Annotated in this window: 17 protein-coding genes and 1 pseudogene; 12 read left to right on the top strand and 6 right to left on the bottom strand. The window is 71.9% G+C overall.

Going from position 1 to position 17,353, the window contains the following annotated elements; all coding sequences use genetic code 11:
• Positions 1-3 precede the first annotated feature (3 nt).
• The 6 genes from cobM to cobC are packed head-to-tail and all read left to right on the top strand — an operon-like array spanning position 4 to position 6,336.
• The gene (gene cobM / locus ACZ5NH_RS21325) at positions 4-822 is read left to right on the top strand and encodes a precorrin-4 C(11)-methyltransferase (protein WP_468777314.1); all 819 of its coding nucleotides are present in this window, start codon (positions 4-6) and stop codon (positions 820-822) included.
• Positions 819-2,066 (top strand): precorrin-6y C5,15-methyltransferase (decarboxylating) subunit CbiE, encoded by a 1,248-nt coding sequence (gene cbiE, locus ACZ5NH_RS21320; RefSeq protein WP_468777312.1) that lies wholly within the window; start codon positions 819-821, stop codon positions 2,064-2,066. The genes cobM and cbiE overlap by 4 nt, the downstream gene beginning before the upstream one ends.
• Positions 2,063-3,757 (top strand): precorrin-3B C(17)-methyltransferase, encoded by a 1,695-nt coding sequence (gene cobJ, locus ACZ5NH_RS21315; RefSeq protein ID WP_468777310.1) that lies wholly within the window; start codon positions 2,063-2,065, stop codon positions 3,755-3,757. The genes cbiE and cobJ overlap by 4 nt, the downstream gene beginning before the upstream one ends.
• A gap of 5 nt (positions 3,758-3,762) precedes the next feature.
• A complete protein-coding gene (locus ACZ5NH_RS21310) occupies positions 3,763-4,350 on the top strand; it encodes a precorrin-8X methylmutase (RefSeq protein ID WP_468777412.1) in 588 nt (195 codons plus the stop codon).
• A complete protein-coding gene (locus tag ACZ5NH_RS21305; protein WP_451554422.1) occupies positions 4,347-5,285 on the top strand; it encodes a sirohydrochlorin chelatase in 939 nt (312 codons plus the stop codon). The genes ACZ5NH_RS21310 and ACZ5NH_RS21305 overlap by 4 nt, the downstream gene beginning before the upstream one ends.
• The gene (gene cobC, locus ACZ5NH_RS21300; RefSeq protein ID WP_468777308.1) at positions 5,275-6,336 is read left to right on the top strand and encodes an Rv2231c family pyridoxal phosphate-dependent protein CobC; all 1,062 of its coding nucleotides are present in this window, start codon (positions 5,275-5,277) and stop codon (positions 6,334-6,336) included. The genes ACZ5NH_RS21305 and cobC overlap by 11 nt, the downstream gene beginning before the upstream one ends.
• A gap of 108 nt (positions 6,337-6,444) precedes the next feature.
• On the opposite strand, the gene ACZ5NH_RS21295 is transcribed toward cobC, so the two are convergent.
• From ACZ5NH_RS21295 to ACZ5NH_RS21275, 5 genes are all read right to left on the bottom strand, one after another.
• Positions 6,445-7,347 carry an SCO1860 family LAETG-anchored protein gene (locus ACZ5NH_RS21295; RefSeq protein WP_468777306.1) on the bottom strand — a complete coding sequence of 301 codons (903 nt, stop codon included), beginning with the start codon at positions 7,345-7,347 and terminating at the stop codon, positions 6,445-6,447.
• Positions 7,348-7,515: 168 nt separating this feature from the next.
• Positions 7,516-8,607, bottom strand: coding sequence for an amidohydrolase family protein (locus tag ACZ5NH_RS21290; RefSeq protein ID WP_468777304.1), 1,092 nt, complete (start codon positions 8,605-8,607; stop codon positions 7,516-7,518).
• A gap of 18 nt (positions 8,608-8,625) precedes the next feature.
• Positions 8,626-9,420: an amino acid ABC transporter ATP-binding protein gene (locus ACZ5NH_RS21285; protein WP_468777302.1), complete on the bottom strand. Its 795-nt coding sequence runs from the start codon at positions 9,418-9,420 to the stop codon at positions 8,626-8,628.
• Positions 9,417-10,250: an amino acid ABC transporter permease gene (locus ACZ5NH_RS21280; RefSeq protein ID WP_468777301.1), complete on the bottom strand. Its 834-nt coding sequence runs from the start codon at positions 10,248-10,250 to the stop codon at positions 9,417-9,419. The genes ACZ5NH_RS21285 and ACZ5NH_RS21280 overlap by 4 nt, the downstream gene beginning before the upstream one ends.
• Complete coding sequence (locus ACZ5NH_RS21275; RefSeq protein WP_468777299.1) at positions 10,247-11,092, bottom strand: transporter substrate-binding domain-containing protein; 846 nt, start codon at positions 11,090-11,092, stop codon at positions 10,247-10,249. Before ACZ5NH_RS21275 ends, ACZ5NH_RS21280 begins: the two co-directional genes overlap by 4 nt.
• Before the next feature lie 124 nt (positions 11,093-11,216).
• Here ACZ5NH_RS21275 and ACZ5NH_RS21270 point away from each other — a divergent pair.
• The 6 genes and pseudogenes from ACZ5NH_RS21270 to thpD form a co-directional block, all read left to right on the top strand.
• A pseudogene (locus ACZ5NH_RS21270) lies at positions 11,217-11,903 on the top strand (aminotransferase class V-fold PLP-dependent enzyme); the annotation flags it as partial.
• 78 nt (positions 11,904-11,981) lie between these two features.
• Complete coding sequence (locus tag ACZ5NH_RS21265; RefSeq protein WP_468777298.1) at positions 11,982-12,512, top strand: DinB family protein; 531 nt, start codon at positions 11,982-11,984, stop codon at positions 12,510-12,512.
• A gap of 255 nt (positions 12,513-12,767) precedes the next feature.
• Positions 12,768-13,286 (top strand): diaminobutyrate acetyltransferase, encoded by a 519-nt coding sequence (ectA, locus tag ACZ5NH_RS21260; RefSeq protein WP_468777296.1) that lies wholly within the window; start codon positions 12,768-12,770, stop codon positions 13,284-13,286.
• 13 nt (positions 13,287-13,299) lie between these two features.
• Positions 13,300-14,571 carry a diaminobutyrate--2-oxoglutarate transaminase gene (gene ectB, locus ACZ5NH_RS21255; protein ID WP_451552291.1) on the top strand — a complete coding sequence of 424 codons (1,272 nt, stop codon included), beginning with the start codon at positions 13,300-13,302 and terminating at the stop codon, positions 14,569-14,571.
• Between the two features lie 34 nt (positions 14,572-14,605).
• Positions 14,606-15,010, top strand: coding sequence for an ectoine synthase (locus ACZ5NH_RS21250; protein ID WP_388634930.1), 405 nt, complete (start codon positions 14,606-14,608; stop codon positions 15,008-15,010).
• A 6-nt stretch (positions 15,011-15,016) separates the two neighbouring features.
• Positions 15,017-15,910 (top strand): ectoine hydroxylase, encoded by an 894-nt coding sequence (gene thpD / locus ACZ5NH_RS21245; RefSeq protein ID WP_468777294.1) that lies wholly within the window; start codon positions 15,017-15,019, stop codon positions 15,908-15,910.
• Positions 15,911-16,219: 309 nt separating this feature from the next.
• On the opposite strand, the gene ACZ5NH_RS21240 is transcribed toward thpD, so the two are convergent.
• Positions 16,220-17,281 (bottom strand): aminotransferase class V-fold PLP-dependent enzyme, encoded by a 1,062-nt coding sequence (locus tag ACZ5NH_RS21240; protein ID WP_468777293.1) that lies wholly within the window; start codon positions 17,279-17,281, stop codon positions 16,220-16,222.
• Between the last annotated feature and the right edge of the window lie 72 nt (positions 17,282-17,353).

Genomic DNA, 17,353 nt, shown 5'->3' with positions numbered 1-17,353 from the left:
CCCATGGCCGATGCCCCCACCGGCAAGGTGACCTTCGTCGGCGCCGGCCCCGGCGCCGCCGATCTGCTGACGTTCCGCGCCGCGCGCGCCATCGCGGAGGCGGACGTGGTGATCTGGGCGGCGAGCCTGGTCCAGGCGGAGGTCCTCGAACACGCGCGTGCGGACGCGGAGGTCCTGGACTCGGCGACCATGCCCCTGGAGGAGGTCGTCGCCGTCTACCGGCGCGCCCACGCCGAGGGTCTGAAGGTGGCGCGGATCCACTCCGGCGACCCGGCGCTGTGGGGCGGCACGCAGGAGCAGCTGGACCGGTGCGCCGAGATCGGGATCGAGACCGAGGTCGTACCCGGGGTGTCCGCCTTCTCCGCCGTCGCCGCACTCGCACGCCGCGAGCTGACCATCCCCGAGGTCGCGCAGTCCGTCGTCCTCACCCGGCTGGGCGGCGGCAAGACGCCGATGCCGCCCGGGGAAGAGGTGCGGGAGTTCGCCCGGCACGGTACGACGATGGCGATCTTCCTCTCCGCCGCACGCAGCGGGCAGCTGGTGCGCGAGCTGCTGGAGGGCGGCTATCCGACGGACACCCCGGTGGTCGTCGCCTACCAGGCGACCTGGCCGGAGGAGCTGGTGGTGAGGTGCACGGTCGGCACGCTGGAGGAGACGGTCAAGGAGCACAGGCTCTGGAAGCACACGCTCTTCCTGGTCGGCCCGGCGCTGGACACACACGGCACCCGCTCGCACCTGTACCACCCCGGCCACTTCCACGGGTACCGCAAGGCCGACCCCGAGGCCCGGCGGGCCCTGCGCGAGCGGGGAGCGAGCAGTTGATCACGGTCGTCGGCACGGGGACGGGGGCGCCGGTTCCGGAGGATCTCCCCGCCGGGGCCGCCCTCGTCGTCGGCGGCCGCCGGCACCTGGACGCGGTACGGCTGCCGGCGGGCGCCGAGCGGATCGTGCTCGGGCCGCTGGCACCCGCCCTGGACACGATCGCCGAATATGTCGACAAAGAGCTTCCCGTGGTGGTGCTGGCCTCCGGCGACCCGGGGTTCTTCGGGATCGTGCGGGCGCTGGCCGAGCGGTTCGGGTCGCGGCGGCTGGAGGTGCGGCCCGGGGTCTCGTCCGTCGCCGCCGCGTTCGCGCGGGTGGGGCTGCCGTGGGACGACGCCGTGGTGGTCAGCGCGCATGGCCGGGAGCTGCGTACGGCGGTCAATGTGTGCCGGGCGCGCCCGAAGGTGGCGGTGCTGACGGGGCCGGGCGCGGGGCCGGCGGAACTGGGCGCGGCTCTGCTGCACGGCCCGGGTGTGCCCGGGCGGGTCCTCGTCGTCGCCTCCGCGCTCGGCTCCGCGCAGGAGCGCGTCGAACGGCTCACGCCGGCCGAGGCCGCGGCCCGGGACTGGGGAACGGCGGTGAGCGTGGTGCTGTGTCTGGACGAGGCACGGGCGCTCGGGCCGGTGCGTACGGTTGCCGGGGTTCCCGCGCGGCCTTCCCGGTGGGCCCTGGACGAGGACGAGTTCGCGCACCGTGACTCCATGATCACCAAGTTCGAGGTGCGGGCGCTCGCCCTGGCCCGGCTGGGGCCGCGCCTCGGCGACCTGGTGTGGGACGTGGGCTCGGGTTCCGGCTCCGTGGCCGTCGAGTGCGCGCGGCTCGGCGCGGCCGTCGTCGCCGTGGAGAAGGCGGCGGACGGGGTGGAGCGGATCCGCGCCAACGCCCGCGCGCACGGCGTGGACGTGGACGTGGTGCACGGCTCGGCGCCGGACGTCCTTGCCGGGCTCGCCGGCGATCCCGACGCCGTGTTCGTCGGCGGCGGAGGGCGTGAACTGCCCGCCGTCGTGGGCGCGTGCGCGCGGCGGGCCCGGCGTGCGGTCGTCGTCGCCATGGCCGCCGTCGACCGGGTGCCGGCGGCCCGCGAGGCGCTCACGGCCGCCGGGTTCACCTGCGACGGGGTGCTGCTGCAGTCCTCGCGCCTGGCGCCGCTCCCCGGGGACGTGACCCGGCTCGCGGCGACCAATCCTGTGTTTCTGCTGTGGGGCGTCAGAACCCCGGTGCCTAGTGAAGGAGTTCTCCAGTGATCGGCCTGATTTCCGCCACCGCGGCGGGAGCGGCGGCACGGGACCGGCTGGCCGCGGCCTGGCCGGACCGGACGCGGGTGTACGAGGGACCCGTCAAAGAGGCGGTGCGGTCCGCGTTCGCCGAGTGCGAGCAGCTGGTGTGCTTCCTGGCGACGGGTGCGGTGGTACGGCTGCTCGCACCGCTGCTGGGCGACAAGACGGCCGATCCGGGTGTGGTCTGCGTGGACGAGGGTGGCCGGTTCGCGGTGTCGCTGGTCGGCGGGCACGGCGGCGGGGCCAACGAACTCGCCCGCGAAGTCGGTGAGTTGCTCGGTGCCGAGCCGGTGGTGACGACCGCGACGGACTCGGTGGGGCTCGCGGGTCTGGACACGCTGGGACTGCCCTACGAGGGCTCGGTCGCGGCCGTGTCCCGCGCCCTGCTGGACGGTGAACCGGTCGCGCTGGAGGCCGAGTTGGCCTGGCCGCTGCCGCCGCTGCCGACCTCGGCTCAGGCGGCGTACACGATCCGGCTCACCGACCGGGCCGTCGAGCCCGGCGAGCGCGAGGTGCTGCTGAGGCCGCCGTCGCTGGTGGTCGGGGTCGGCGCCTCCAAGGGCGCGCCGGTGGAGGAGGTGCTGGGTCTGGTCGAGGGCGCGCTGCGGGAGGCGGGGCTCTCGCCGCGGTCCGTGGCCGAACTCGCCACCGTGGACGCCAAGTCCGAGGAGCCGGGCATCGTGGCCGCCGCAGCGCGGCTGGGGGTGCCGCTGGTGACGTACTCCGCCGAGGAACTGGCCGCCGTCGAGGTGCCCAATCCGTCAAACGCGCCGCTCACGGCCGTCGGCACGCCGTCGGTGGCGGAGGCGGCGGCTCTGGTGCGCGGCGGCGAACTCCTCGTGCCCAAGAAGAAGTCGCACGGCCGCCCCGCCATGGCGACCTGTGCCGTCGTACGGCGTCCGGGGCGCGGGCGGCTCGCGGTGGTCGGGCTCGGGCCCGGCGCCCGGGACCTGCTGACCCCGCGGGCGGCGGCCGAGTTGCGCCGGGCCTCGGTGCTGGTCGGGCTCGACCAGTACGTGGACCAGATCCGCGACCTGCTGCGTCCCGGCACCCGGGTGCTGGAGTCGGGGCTCGGCGCCGAGGAGGAGCGGGCGCGCACGGCGGTCGCCGAGGCCCGCGAGGGGCATGCGGTCGCGCTGATCGGCAGCGGAGACGCGGGCGTGTACGCCATGGCGTCCCCGGCGCTCGCCGAGGCCTCCGACGACATCGACGTGGTCGGGGTGCCCGGGGTGACGGCCGCGCTGGCCGCCGCGGCGGTCCTGGGCGCGCCGCTGGGCCACGACCACGTGTCCATCAGCCTGTCCGACCTGCACACGCCGTGGGAGGTCATCGAGCGGCGGGTGCGGGCGGCGGCCGAGGCGGACATCGTCGTCACCTTCTACAACCCGCGCTCCCGGGGCCGCGACTGGCAGCTGCCGAAGGCGCTCGCGATCCTCGCCGGGCACCGGGAGCCGACGACGCCGGTGGGTGTCGTGCGCAACGCGTCCCGGCCGGACGAGTCGAGCCGGGTCACGACCCTCGCCGAACTGGATCCGGCGTCGGTCGACATGATGACGGTCGTCACCGTGGGCAACACGGCCACCCGGATCATCGCGGGACGCATGGTGACACCGCGCGGCTACCGCTGGCAGGAACGCACCCAGGAGGGCGCCCAGTGAACCCTGTGGCCCGTGTGGTCCACCCCATCGAGCAGGAGTCCTTCCGCCGGCTGCGCGCCCGCCTGGACACCTCGCACTTCCCGCCGCTCACCCGGGCGGTGGTGGAGCGGGTCATCCACTCCGCCGCCGACCCGGAGTACGCGACCGATCTCGTCATGGCCGAGGACGACCTGGTCAAGGCGCACGCGGCGCTGCACGCCGGGGCGCCGGTCGTCGTGGACGTGGAGATGGTCGCGGCCGGCATCACCCGCCGGGAGACGGTCTGCCGGCTGAAGGAGGCCTCGTCCGGCCCCGGGCTGACCCGTTCGGCCCATGCCGTCCGGCTCGCCTACGAGCAGGTCGGACCCGGCGCCCTGTGGGTGATCGGCTGCGCGCCGACCGCCCTGGAGGAGCTGCTCACCCTGGACGCCTCCCCCGCGCTCGTCATCGGCCTGCCCGTCGGTTTCGTCGGCGCGGCCGAGTCCAAGGCCGCGCTGCGCGCGAGCGGGCTGCCCGCCGTGAGCAACGTGTCCGAGAAGGGCGGGTCGGCGGTCGCCGCCGCCGCGCTCAACGCCCTGCTGTACCACCCCGTTTCGCCTGAGGAGACCTCGTGACCACCCCGCCCGCCCTGCTCATCGCCGGACACGGCACCCGTGACGACGCCGGAGCCGAGGCGTTCCGCGACTTCGTGCGGCAGTTGCAGCTCCGCTCCGACATGCCGGTCGCGGGCGGCTTCATCGAGCTGTCCGCGCCGCCGCTGGGCGAGGTCGTCGCCGGACTGGTGGCGCGGGGCGTACGCCGGTTCGCCACCGTGCCGCTGATGCTGGTGTCCGCCGGGCACGCCAAAGGCGACATCCCGGCCGCGCTGGCCCGCGAGAAGGAACGGCACCCGGGCATCTCGTACACCTACGGCCGTCCGCTGGGCCCGCACCCGGCGCTGCTGAGCGTGCTGGAGCGGCGGCTGGACGAGGCGCTGGGCTCCGCCGCGAGGAGCCCCGAGGACCGGGCCGATGTGACCGTGCTGCTGGTGGGGCGCGGCTCCACCGACCCCGACGCCAACGCCGAGGTCTACAAGGCGGCGCGGCTGCTGTGGGAGGGGCGCGGGTACGCCGGGGTGGAGACGGCGTTCGTGTCGCTGGCGGCGCCGGACGTGCCGAGCGGGCTGGACCGGTGCGCGGCGCTGGGGGCACGGCGGATCGTCGTACTCCCCTACTTCCTGTTCACCGGGATCCTGCCGGACCGGGTGCGGCAGCAGACCGAGGGGTGGGCGGCCGCGCACCCGGAGATCGAGGTGCGGTCGGCGGATGTCATCGGACCCGAGCCGGAGCTGCTGGACCTGGTGACGGAGCGGTACGAGGAGGCTGTCAAGGGCGATCTGCGCATGAACTGCGACTCGTGCGTCTACCGGATCGCGCTGCCGGGCTTCGAGGACAAGGTGGGGCTGCCGCAGCAGCCGCACTTCCACCCGGACGACGACGGCCACCACGGCTCCGGGCACGGTCACGGGCATCACCATCACGGGGGGCACTCGCACAGCCATGCGCACTGACGGGACTGGGTCCGGGCACGATCTGCGGCATCACGGGGACGCCGAAGTGCGCGACGACGGGGCGGCGTTGACCGACCTCGCCGTCAACGTCCGTGCGGACACGCCCCCGCCGTGGCTGCGGGAGGAGATCGCCGGCTCGCTGTCGTCCCTCGCGGCCTATCCGGACGGGCGGGCCGCGCGGGCGGCGGTGGCGGCGCGGCACGGGCTGCCGGTGGAGCGGGTGCTGCTGACGGCGGGCGCGGCGGAGGCGTTCGTGCTGCTCGCCCGCGCGCTGAAGGTACGGCGACCGGTCGTGGTGCATCCGCAGTTCACCGAGCCGGAGGCGGCGCTCCGGGACGCGGGGCACAGCGTGGACCGGGTGCTGCTGCGGGCGGAGGACAGGTTCCGGCTGGATCCGGCGGCGGTGCCGGAGGAGGCGGACCTGGTGGTCATCGGGAATCCGACCAACCCGACGTCGGTGCTGCATCCGGCGGAGGCGATCGCCCGACTCGCCCGGCCCGGGCGGGTGCTGGTGGTCGACGAGGCGTTCATGGACGCGGTGCCGGGTGAGCGGGAGGCGCTGGCCGGGCGGACCGATGTGCCGGGGCTGGTCGTGCTGCGCAGTCTGACCAAGACCTGGGGGCTGGCCGGGCTGCGGATCGGGTATGTGCTGGCTCCTGTGGAGATCATCGCCGAACTGGAGCGGGCTCAGCCGTTGTGGCCGGTGTCCACGCCCGCGCTGGCCGCCGCTCGGGCGTGTGTGACGCCGCGGGCGCTGGCGGAGGCGGGGCATGCGGCGCATCGCATCGCTGCGGACCGGGTCCATCTGGTGGCGGGGCTGTCGGAGTTCGCCTCCCTGGGAGTACGGGTGGTGGGGCCTGCGGAGGGGCCGTTCGTGCTGGTCCGTATGCCGGGGGCCGCGGCGGTACGGCACCGGTTGCGTGAGCTTGGCTATGCGGTGCGGCGGGGGGACACGTTTCCGGGGCTCGGTGCGGAATGGGTGCGGGTGGCGGTGCGGGACCGGGTCACGGTGAGCGGGTTTCTGTCGGCGCTGTCCGTCGCGCTCCGGTAGCCGGGCTCCGCCTCGCCCACCCGCTCGGGCCGGGAGGCCGCTCCCTACCCGGCGTGACGGCCGAGCCCCCGCCGCACGGCCGAGCGGGGAGCGGCACCGGCAGGTGACTCAGCCCTTGCGGCGCCGGGCCACCGTCACCGCTCCCCCGCCGAGCAGCACCAGCGCCAGCGCGCCGCCCGCGATGTACGGGGTCGCGGAGCTGCCGCCGGTCTCCGCGAGGTCCTGTCGGGCTCCCTGGGGCTTCACGCCGGCGGCCGGGTCGTGGCTCGGCACCGGGTGCCCGCTCGGCGGGACGGTCGGGGACTCGCAGGTGGCCTTCGCCAGGGTGACCGTGCCTTCGACGTCGGCCACGTTGAGCTTCAAGGGGTTGACGGAGACCTTGAGTTCGAGGGCGGTGGCGGCGGCCGTGCGGGTCGTGGTGCGCCGCTGGGCGAGGTCGAGGCGGACCTCGCCGACGCCGGGCACCTTGACCTCGCTCGGGCCGCCGGCGGTCAGGGTGACGCGCTTGCCGAGGACGGTGACGGAGCCGAGGACGTTCGCGTCGGCCACGGGCGCCTTGCCCGCCTCGCAGGTCGCCCTGGCGGTGACCGTGCCGACCTCGATCAGGGACAGCAGGGGCAGGCCGGGGACGTGCAGCTTGGCGTCGACGAGCCGGACCGAGCCCTCGGCGCGCCGGGCGGTCACGGTGGCCTTCGCCGAGGCGACGTCCGCGCCGAGGACCGTGAACGGCCTGCCGTCGGCCACGCCGTCGAGCCGGGCGGACAGCGCGGTCCGGTCGGCGCTCTGCGGTGCCTGGACCTCGTTGAGGGAGACGGCGAGCGGCACGTCGACGGTCTTGTTGAGCAGGGACACGTCGAGCCCGGTGCGCAGGACGACGGCGGAGGCGCGACCGTGGTCACCGGTCGCGTGCGCGGCGCCCGCGCCGAGGACCGCGGGCGCCGCCGCGAGGGCGGTGACCGTCGCCGCGGCGGCGAGTCGGCGTGCGGGCATGCGGAAGTTGTTGCTGTTCAAGGCGGTGGGACCCCCAGTGGGAACATGCTTGGGACCCGTCAACCTTGTACGCACTGTGGGTGAACGGTCAGCAATCCTGCGTCACTTCACTCAAACGTGAATCTCCCGCACGTCGGTTCGAATCAGCGGGCACAGGTGTTCCCGACGGTCCCTTGCGCCCCTGCGCGCCTACTCGATCACGATCCCGTTCAGCACCACCCGGCGCGGTGCCGCCAGCACCCGTACGTCCGCGCGCGGGTCGGCCTCGTACACCACGAGGTCGGCCGGTGCGCCCTCCACGAGGTTGGGGGCGGCGAGAAAGGCGCGGGCGCCCCAGCACGCCGCCGAGACGGCGTCCACGGCGGGGATGCCTGCGGTGACGAGTTCCGCCACCTCCGCCGCGACCAGTCCGTGGGCCAGCGAGCCGCCGGCGTCCGTGCCGGCGTAGACCTGGATACCGGCGTCGTAGGCGTTGCGGACGGTGTCGTAGCGGCGCTCGTGCAGCCGGCGCATGTGTGCCGACCAGCGCGGGAACTTCTTCTCGCCGCCGTCCGCGAGCCGCGGGAACGTGGCGATGTTCACGAGGGTGGGGACGATCGCGACCTCCCGCTCGGCGAAGAGCGGGATCAGGTCGTCCGTGAGACCGGTGGCGTGCTCGACGCAGTCGATGCCCGCCTCGACCAGGTCGCGCAGGGAGCTCTCCGCGAAGCAGTGCGCGGTGACGCGGGCGCCGAGCCGGTGTGCCTCGGCGATGGCCGCCTCGACCGCCTCGCGCGGCCAGCAGGGGGCGAGGTCGCCGAGATCGCGGTCGAGCCAGTCGCCGACCAGCTTCACCCAGCCGTCGCCGCGCTCGGCCTCCTGGGCGACGTAGGCGACCAGGTCGTCCGGCTCGATCTCCCAGGCGTAGTTGCGGATGTAGCGACGGGTGCGGGCGATGTGCCGGCCGGCCCGTTTGATCTTCGGCAGATCCTCGCGGTCGTCGATCCAGCGTGTGTCGGACGGCGAACCGGCGTCCCGGATCAGCAGGGTGCCGGCATCGCGGTCGGTGAGCGCCTGCTTCTCGGCAGTGCCCGCGTCGACCGGGCCGTCCGGGCCGAGGCCCACATGGCAGTGCGCGTCGGCCAGGCCGGGCAGCGCCCAGCCCTCGACGGTACGGACGTCCCGGGCCCCGGCGGGGCGGTCGTAGGTCACCCGGCCCCCGACCACCCACAGCTCGTCGCGGACGTCCTCGGGTCCGACGAGGACCCGCCCCTTCACGTGCAGCACCGCGCCATCGCTCATGCTCTGCACCTTAACGACCTACGGCTGGTCCTTACCCACCTGGTCCGAGGTCTCCTCCTCGACCTCGGCCATCGCCGGGTCCAGGAGCCGGGACAGGAAGTGGCGGGTGCGTTCGTGCTGCGGGTCGCCGATGACCTGGTCGGGGGTGCCGTCCTCGACGATCACGCCGCCGTCCATGAAGACGACCCGGTCGGCGACCTCGCGGGCGAAGCTCATCTCGTGGGTGACGACCATCATCGTCATGCCCTCGCGGGCGAGCATGCGCATGACGGCGAGGACATCGCCGACCAGTTCCGGGTCGAGGGCGGACGTCGGCTCGTCGAAGAGCATGACCTCCGGGCCCATCGCCAGCGCCCGGGCGATCGCCACGCGCTGCTGCTGGCCGCCGGAGAGGGAGGAGGGGTAGGCCTCCGCCTTCTCGGCCAGGCCGACCCGGGCGAGGTTCTCGGCGGCGATCCTCACGGCCGTCGCCTTGTCCCGCCTGAGGACCCTGCGCTGGGGCAGCGTGAGGTTCTCGGTGACGCTGAGGTGGGGGAAGAGGTTGAACTGCTGGAAGACCATGCCGATGCGGCGGCGTACGGCGTCGATGTCGACGTCCGGGTCGGTGAGTTCGGTGCCGCCGACGAAGACCTGGCCCTTGGTGGGCTCCTCCAGCAGGTTCACACAGCGCAGGAGGGTCGACTTGCCGGAGCCGGAGGGGCCGATGACGCAGACGACCTCGCCCCGGCCGATCTCCAGGTCGATGCCGCGCAGGACGTGGTTGTCGCCGAAGGACTTGTGCAGGTCCTGGACGCGGATCTCGGGGCGGGTCACTTGATCTCCTTCTGGGCCTTGGCCTCCAGACGGCGGGCGACGAAGCCGAGCGGGATGGTGACCAGCAGATAGCACAGGCCCGCGACCAGGATCGGCGTGGAGTTGGCGGTGGTGCTCGCCAGGTCCCGGCCGTACTTGGACAGCTCGCGCTCCTCCAGGGTCACGCCCAGCAGCAGCACCAGGGAGGAGTCCTTGAAGAGCATGATCAGCTCGTTGGTGAGCGGCGGGAGGATGATCCGGAAAGCCTGCGGGATGATGATGGAGATCATCGCGCGGGCGGGCGAGAAGCCCAGCGAACGCGCCGCCTCCATCTGCCCCTTGGGCACCGCCTGGATGCCGGCGCGGAACGTCTCCGCCATGTAGGCGGCACCGATGAGTCCGAGGCCGAGCGCACCCTTGCCGTAGGTGCCGCCGGGGATCTCCGTGCCCGGGAAGGCCAGCGGGACGGCCACCGCGATGAAGACGAAGATCAGCAGGGCGGGCAGGCCGCGGAAGATCTCGATGTAGACGCCGGCCACCCAGCGGTACGGCCCCACGGAGGACAGCCGCATCAGCGCGATGACCAGGCCGAGCACCAGTCCGAGGACGAAGCCGGACACCGTGTACAGGACGGTGTTCTTCAGCGCCAGCGTGATGACGTCCGGCCACATCTGCTTCGCGATGCCGCCCTGCGCGAACTGGTTCTGCAGCCGGCCCCAGTCCGCCGTGACCGCGATGGCGACCACGGCGGCGACGAAGACGGCGTACTGGACACCGCGCGACAGCCGGCGCTTCTGGCGTCGCGTCAGCCCCTGCTTCTTCGGCTGGAGTTGTACGTCCGCGTCGGTCATGAGGCGGCGAGAGAGGCCACGGAGGCGTGGTACGGCCCGATCCACTGCTCGTAGAGCTTCTTGTAGGTGCCGTCGGCCTTGGCGTCCTTCAGTGCCTTGTCGATGGCATCGCGCAGCGCCGTGTTGCCCTTCTTGACCGTGAAGCCGTACTGCTCGCCGGTCTTGAGGTTGTCGACGACCTTGAACTTGTCCGCGTTGGCCTTGTCCTTCAGCCAGCCCTGGACGACCGGGTAGTCGATGACGACGGCCTGGACCTGGCCGGTGCGCAGGCCGTTGAGGACCGCGTCGGAGGACTCGAAGGAGATCGGGTCGTAGCCCTTGCCCTTGACGTAGTCCTCGCCGGTGGTCTGCGCCTGGGCGCCGAGCTTCCTGCCCTTGGCCTTGACGTCGGCGAGCGAGGTGATGCCGCTGTTCTTGGCGACGAGGACGGCCTGGGTGGCCTCGAAGTACGGGTCGGAGAAGTCGACGTTCTTCTTGCGCTCGGGCGTGATCGTCATGCCGGCGGCGGCCAGGTCGCACTGGCCGGAGTTCAGGAAGGCGCCGGTCTTGAAGTTCTCGAACGGCGTGTCGACGATCTGCTGCTTGACGCCGAGGTTCTTGGCGACGAGGTCGATGAGGGAGACGTCGAAGCCCTGCACCTTGCCGTTGATCTCCGACTGGAACGGCGGGTACGGCAGGTGGGTGCAGGTGGTCAGCTGACCGGCCTTGACGACGTGGACGCCCTTGACGGTGGCACCGCCGCTCCCCCCGCTCGAGGAGCAGCCGGCCACGACGAGGACCAGCCCGGCGGTCGCGGTGGTGGCAGCCAGGAGGCGGGTCCGGCGTCCGAGGAGCGTTTTCATGGGGGAATCTTCTCTGTGGGGGAACTGTGGGTTCCGATTATAAGGAAGAGTTTGAGTCTCTCAAACCAAACCGATGGTCAGGGGGTGGTTGGACCTAAGATCGGTGGAGTTGCCCCCGCTGGCGGTGTACGACCTCTCCGTTCCCTTCCACACGGCGGTCACCGCAGGCCGGATCCGGGGGGCATTCGCCGTGCACCCGGAGATCGGCTTCGTGTCGCTGGCGCACGCGGAGGCGGCGAGCGGGAACACCGATCCGGTCGCGGAGATCGGCGAGGCGATGCGGGCGCAGGGCGCGCTGTTCTACCTGGACGCGGTCGCCATCGCGGGCGCGGAGCCGGTGCTGCCGGACGCGCCGCGGCGCTCCTGTCTGTCCCTGCTGGACCGGAAGGAGCGCTGGACCGACGCGGGCCGCAAGGTGCTGCCGCACGCTCCGGCGCAGTTGGAGATGCCGACGCTGGAGGCATGCCTGGAGCGGATCGAGTCGGTGGGGCTCGACGGGGTGATGGACCGGCACCGGAGCGTCGCGCCGGCCACGCGGGCCGGTGCGGTGGCCCTGGGCGGGGGCCTTGAGCCGTATGTGTACGAGGAGAAGGACGCGGCGCCGGTGGCCACCACGCTTCGGGTGCCGTCGGGCATGCTCGCCGCGGAGTTGGTGACGCACGCCCTGGCCGACGACCCGACACTGCCGGTCGCCGCCGGCGGTGGGGCGCTGCCCGAGGAGATGATCCGGGTCGACCACTACGGTGCGGATGCCTCGCCGGAGACGGTGCAGAGGTGCCTGGCGGCGCTCGGGACGGCGCTCGGAGCCTGACGCCGGGCCCTGGGAGCTCCGGCCCCCTGCGTGTCGCTCCCCCACGTCGATGTCAGTGGCCCGTGCCATCCTCCCCGTATGACCACGCCCCAGACCCCGCACACCCTCCCCGACGGCCGGCCCGTCCCCCCGATGACCGGGTCCGAGCGCGCCATGCTGGAGGGCTGGCTGGACTTTCACCGGGCCACGCTGGAGCTGAAGTGCCGGGGGCTGGACGACGCGCAGGTGCGGCAGGCCTCCGCCGAGCCTTCGTCGTTGACGCTGCTCGGGCTCGTGCAGCACCTCGCCGAAGTCGAACGGAACTGGTTCCAGCGGGTGCTGGCCGGGCTGGACGTGCCGCCGGTGTTCGAGGAGGAGACGGGGTACGCCCTCGATCCGGGGCGGGGGCTGGAGGCGGTCCTGGGCGTGTGGCGGCGGGAGATCGCGCGCGGCCGGGAGCTGCTCGCCGGGCGGGACCTGGCGGACACCGGGCGGATCGTCGACGAGCCGATGACGGGCGTCGAGGTCAGTGTGCGCTGGGTGCTGATCCACCTCATCGAGGAGTACGCCCGGCACAACGGGCATGCCGACATTCTGCGTGAACGAATCGACGGGGTCACCGGAGCCTGAATTCAATTTAGTTTCACAATTCCCGCCACTTTTCCGGGTGGCAGCTTCCCGTCTTCTTCTGCCCGCTTTTTGCAAGACTAAACAGGGAAGTTTCCCAGCGATTTTTTGACGGTTTCCACCATGTGACACACTCCACAGTGCGGTAACTTTGTCCCGATTTGATGCGGGTCAATTCCGGCATTTCGCCATGCCCTCGCTGCGGCCCAGCAACCACGCCCGTGCATTTCCTAATTCACCTCGCTAAATTCGTGCCGCATGACTGCCGCACCCGCAGACCTGCTCATCGACCAGCCGGCGGTGACTGACGGAGCCGCGCTCTGGCGTCTCGCCAAGGACTCGAAAACCCTCGACCTGAACTCCTCGTACAGCTATCTGCTGTGGTGCCGGGACTTCGCCGGCACCTCGGCGGTGGCGCGCGGTGCGGACGGGGAACCGGTCGGTTTCGTCACCGGCTATGTGCGGCCGGAGCACCCCCGCACCCTGCTCGTCTGGCAGGTGGCCGTCGACTCCGGCCACCGGGGCCTCGGCATCGCGGCCGCACTGCTGGACGGGCTGACGACGCGCCTGGTCGCCGAGCGCGGCGTCACCGACGTGGAGACCACCATCACCCCGGGCAACACCGCCTCGGAGCGGCTGTTCACCTCGTTCGCCGCCCGGCACGGCGCGCGCCTGGAGCGTGCGGTGCTGTTCCCCGCCGAGCTTTTCCCGGACGGCCCGCACGACCCCGAAGTCCTCTATCGCATCGGCCCGTTGACCGACATCACCGCCCACTGAGGAGCGATTCACCGTGACCATCACCCAGCCCGACCTCAGCGTCTTCGAGACACTCGAGTCCGAGGTGCGCAGCTACTGCCGCGGCTGGCCCACGGTCTTCGACCGCGCGCAGGGCAGCCGGATGTTCGACGAGGACGGTCATGCCTACCTCGACTTCTTCGCCGGTGCCGGCTCACTCAACTACGGCCACAACAACCCCGTGCTCAAACGGGCGTTGATCGACTATCTGTCCCGGGACGGGGTGACCCACGGGCTGGACATGTCGACCACGGCCAAGCGGTCCTTCCTGCAGACCTTCCAGGATCTGGTGCTGCGCCCGCGCGATCTGCCGTACAAGGTCATGTTCCCGGGGCCGACCGGCACCAACGCCGTGGAGTCGGCGCTGAAGCTGGCCCGCAAGGTGAAGTCGCGCGAGGCGATCGTGTCGTTCACCAACGCCTTCCACGGGATGTCGCTGGGCTCGCTCGCGGTCACCGGCAACGCCTTCAAGCGGGCCGGCGCGGGCATTCCGCTGGTGCACGGCACGCCGATGCCGTTCGACAACTACTTCGACGGCACGGTCCCGGACTTCCTGTGGTTCGAGCGGCTGCTGGAGGACCAGGGCTCCGGGCTCAACAAGCCTGCCGCGGTGATCGTGGAGACCGTGCAGGGCGAGGGCGGCATCAATGTGGCCCGGCCCGAATGGCTGCGCGCGCTGAAGGAGTTGTGCGAGCGGCAGGACATGCTGCTGATCGTCGACGACATCCAGATGGGGTGCGGGCGGACTGGTGCCTTCTTCTCGTTCGAGGAGGCGGGCATCACGCCCGACATCGTCACCGTCTCCAAGTCCATCAGCGGCTACGGGCTGCCGATGTCGCTGTGCCTGTTCAAGCCGGAGCTGGACGTCTGGGAGCCGGGCGAGCACAACGGCACCTTCCGGGGCAACAACCCCGCTTTCGTCACCGCCACCGCGGCGCTGGAGGCGTACTGGACCGACGGCTCGGCCATGGAGAAGCAGACCCGCGCCCGTGGCGAGCAGGTCGAGCAGGCACTGATCGCCATCACCGAGGAGAACCTCGCCGACGTGAAGGAGTACCGCGGGCGCGGGCTGGTGTGGGGCATGGAGTTCCACGACAAGGACCGGGCCTCGCGGATCGCGCGGCGGGCCTTCGAGCTCGGGCTGCTCATCGAGACGTCCGGCCCGCAGGGCGAGGTCGTCAAGCTGCTGCCCGCCCTCACCATCACCCCCGACGAACTGGACGAGGGGCTGAGCATCCTGGCCCGCGCCGTCCGCGAGACCGTCTGACCCACCCTCTGATCAACCGAGAGAGAACATCACCGTGATCGTCCGATCGTTCAAGGACATCGAAGGCACCGACCGGCACGTCAAGTCGAAGTCCGGCACCTGGGAGAGCAAGCGGATCGTCCTCGCAAAGGAGCGGGTCGGCTTCTCCCTGCACGAGACCATTCTGTACGCCGGCACCGAGACGTCGATGTGGTACGCCAACCACATCGAGGCCGTCGTCTGCACCCGGGGCGAGGCCGAACTCACCGACCACGAGGCCGGGACGACGTACACCATCACGCCCGGCACCATGTACCTCCTCGACGGGCACGAGCGGCACACGCTGCGCGTCAAGGAGGACTTCCACTGCATCTGCGTGTTCAATCCGCCGGTGACCGGACGGGAGGACCACGACGAGAACGGCGTCTACCCGCTGCTCACCGAGCCCGAGGAGGTGTGAGAACCCATGACCACTGCCCCCGTGAAGGATCTCTACCCGACCCGTGGCGCCACCGAGGTGACCGTCCCGCGTCAGGACCCGGTCGTCTGGGGCTCCCCGGACACCCCCGGCCCGATCACCGCGGCCGAGCTGCAGGGGTACGAGCGTGACGGCTTCCTCGCCATCGACCAGCTGATCACCCCGGACGAGGTCGAGGTCTACAAGCGCGAGCTGGACCGGCTGGTCACCGACCCGGCGATCCGCGCCGACGAGCGGTCCATCGTGGAGCCGAAGTCCAAGGAGATCCGCTCGGTCTTCGAGGTGCACAAGATCAGCGAGGTGTTCGCGAACCTGGTGCGCGACCCGCGCGTGGTCGGGCGAGCCCGGCAGATCCTCGGCTCGGACGTGTACGTCCACCAGTCCCGGATCAACGTCAAGCCCGGCTTCGGCGCGAGCGGCTTCTACTGGCACTCGGACTTCGAGACCTGGCACGCCGAGGACGGTCTGCCGAACATGCGCACGGTGTCCGTCTCGATCGCGCTGACCGAGAACTTCGACACCAACGGCGGCCTGATGATCATGCCGGGCTCGCACCGGACGTTCCTGGGCTGCGCCGGCGCCACTCCCGAGGACAACTACAAGAAGTCGCTGCAGATGCAGGACGCGGGCACGCCCTCGGACGAGGCGCTGACCGCGCTGGCCGGCGAGCACGGCATCCGGCTGTTCACCGGCAAGGCCGGCTCGGCGACCTGGTTCGACTGCAACTGCATGCACGGCTCGGGCGACAACATCACCCCGTTCCCGCGCAGCAACGTGTTCATCGTGTTCAACAGCGTGGACAACGCGGCCGTCGAGCCCTTCGCGGCACCGGTGCGCCGGCCCACGTTCATCGGAGCAAGGGATTTCACTCCCGTCCGGTGAGCGGAGATCGGCCGGGGGTCCGGGGGTTGCCCCCCGGAGAATGCAGCATCGGAGCAAGGGATTTCACTCCCGTCCGGTGAGCGGAGATCGGCCGGAGGTCCGGGGGTCGTCCCCCGGAGAATGCAGCATCGGAGCAAGGGATTTCACTCCCGTCCGGTGAGCGGAGATCGGCCGGGGGTCCGGGGGTCGTCCCCCGGAGAATGCAGCATCGGGGCGCGGGACTTCACGCCGGTGAAGTAGTCGCCGGACGTACGGCTCCGGGCCGGGGCCTCCTCGTGTGGGACGGGGGGCTCCGGCCCGGTCATGCCGTCAGCCGGACAGCACGTCCAGCAGGCGGTCCACGTCCGCTTCCGTGTTGTAGAGGTGGAAGGACGCCCGCAGATTGCCGGCGCGGTTGGAGACCTCGATGCCCGCGCGGCTCAACTCCGGCTGGCGGGCGCCCAGTCCGGGCACGGAGACGATGGCCGACCCCGGGGCGGCCAGCGGTTCGTGGCCGAGCGAGGCGAGTCCGGTGCGGAACCGGTCGGCCAGCGCCAGGTCATGCGCCTGCACGGCGGCCACACCCAGCTCCTCGATCAGGGCCAGCGACCGCGCCACCCCGGTGTAGGTGAACAGGGCCGGGCTGACGTCGAAGCGCCGTGCGGAGTGGGCCAGTTCGGTCACCGGGCCGTAGCAGCTGTTCCACGGTTCCTCGGCCGCGACCCAGCCCGCCAGCAGCGGGGACAGCCCGCCGAAGTCCTCGGGGACGACGAGGAAGGCCGCCCCGTGCGGGCCCAGCAGCCACTTGAAGGTCGTCGCGACGGTGAAGTCGTGGGCGTCGGCGTCCATCGACAGCCAGCCGGCGGCCTGGGAGAAGTCGACGTAGGTGCGCGCACCGTGGGCCCGGGCCGCCTCGCGCAGGGCGGGCAGGTCGGCGATCCGGCCGTCGGCGGACTGGGCGGCGCTGACCGCGACCAGGACGGTGCCCGGACGGACCGACTCGGCGAGCCGTTCCAGCGGCACCGCGCGCACCTTGAGGTCGCCGCGCGCGTGGAACGGGTTCAGCACGGAGGTGAAGTCGTCCTCGGCGGTGAGCACTTCTGCGCCCGCGGGCAGCGAGGCGGCGATCAGGCCGGTCTGGGCGGAGACCGAAGGGCCCGCCGCCACCCGGGTGACCGGCACTGCGGCCAGCCGGGCGAACGCGGCCCGGGCGACCTCGACGTCGTCGAACAGCGGATCCAGCGGCCGGCCCTCGGCCCGGATGGCCACCGCCTCGTGCAGCGCGGCGACCGTGCGGGCCGGGAGCAGGCCGCTGCTCGCGGTGTTCAGGTAGGTGTTCTTGGGGGCGAACTCGGCGCGGACGAGGCTGTCGAACGTCTCCCTGTTCTTCATGGGTCCACTCTGTGGCCCCGTGAAGTCCCCGTCCATTGCGAATTTTTGCGTGGATCCCCTCAGGACTTCTTA

This window comes from Streptomyces sp. NPDC031426, assembly GCF_055581585.1.
Note: the sequence above shows the minus strand (reverse complement) of the source record. Positions and strands in the feature narration are given on the sequence as shown.

Bases quoted from the DNA above. Each gene is read 5' to 3' on its own strand.
- cobM (WP_468777314.1), top strand. From the start codon at position 4: ATGGCCGATGCCCCCACCGGCAAGGTGACCTTCGTCGGCGCCGGCCCC.
- cobC (WP_468777308.1), top strand. From the start codon at position 5,275: ATGCGCACTGACGGGACTGGGTCCGGGCACGATCTGCGGCATCACGGG.
- ACZ5NH_RS21290 (WP_468777304.1), bottom strand. From the start codon at position 8,607: ATGAGCGATGGCGCGGTGCTGCACGTGAAGGGGCGGGTCCTCGTCGGA.
- ACZ5NH_RS21280 (WP_468777301.1), bottom strand. From the start codon at position 10,250: ATGACCGACGCGGACGTACAACTCCAGCCGAAGAAGCAGGGGCTGACG.
- ACZ5NH_RS21275 (WP_468777299.1), bottom strand. From the start codon at position 11,092: ATGAAAACGCTCCTCGGACGCCGGACCCGCCTCCTGGCTGCCACCACC.
- ACZ5NH_RS21265 (WP_468777298.1), top strand. From the start codon at position 11,982: ATGACCACGCCCCAGACCCCGCACACCCTCCCCGACGGCCGGCCCGTC.
- ectA (WP_468777296.1), top strand. From the start codon at position 12,768: ATGACTGCCGCACCCGCAGACCTGCTCATCGACCAGCCGGCGGTGACT.
- thpD (WP_468777294.1), top strand. From the start codon at position 15,017: ATGACCACTGCCCCCGTGAAGGATCTCTACCCGACCCGTGGCGCCACC.
- ACZ5NH_RS21240 (WP_468777293.1), bottom strand. From the start codon at position 17,281: ATGAAGAACAGGGAGACGTTCGACAGCCTCGTCCGCGCCGAGTTCGCC.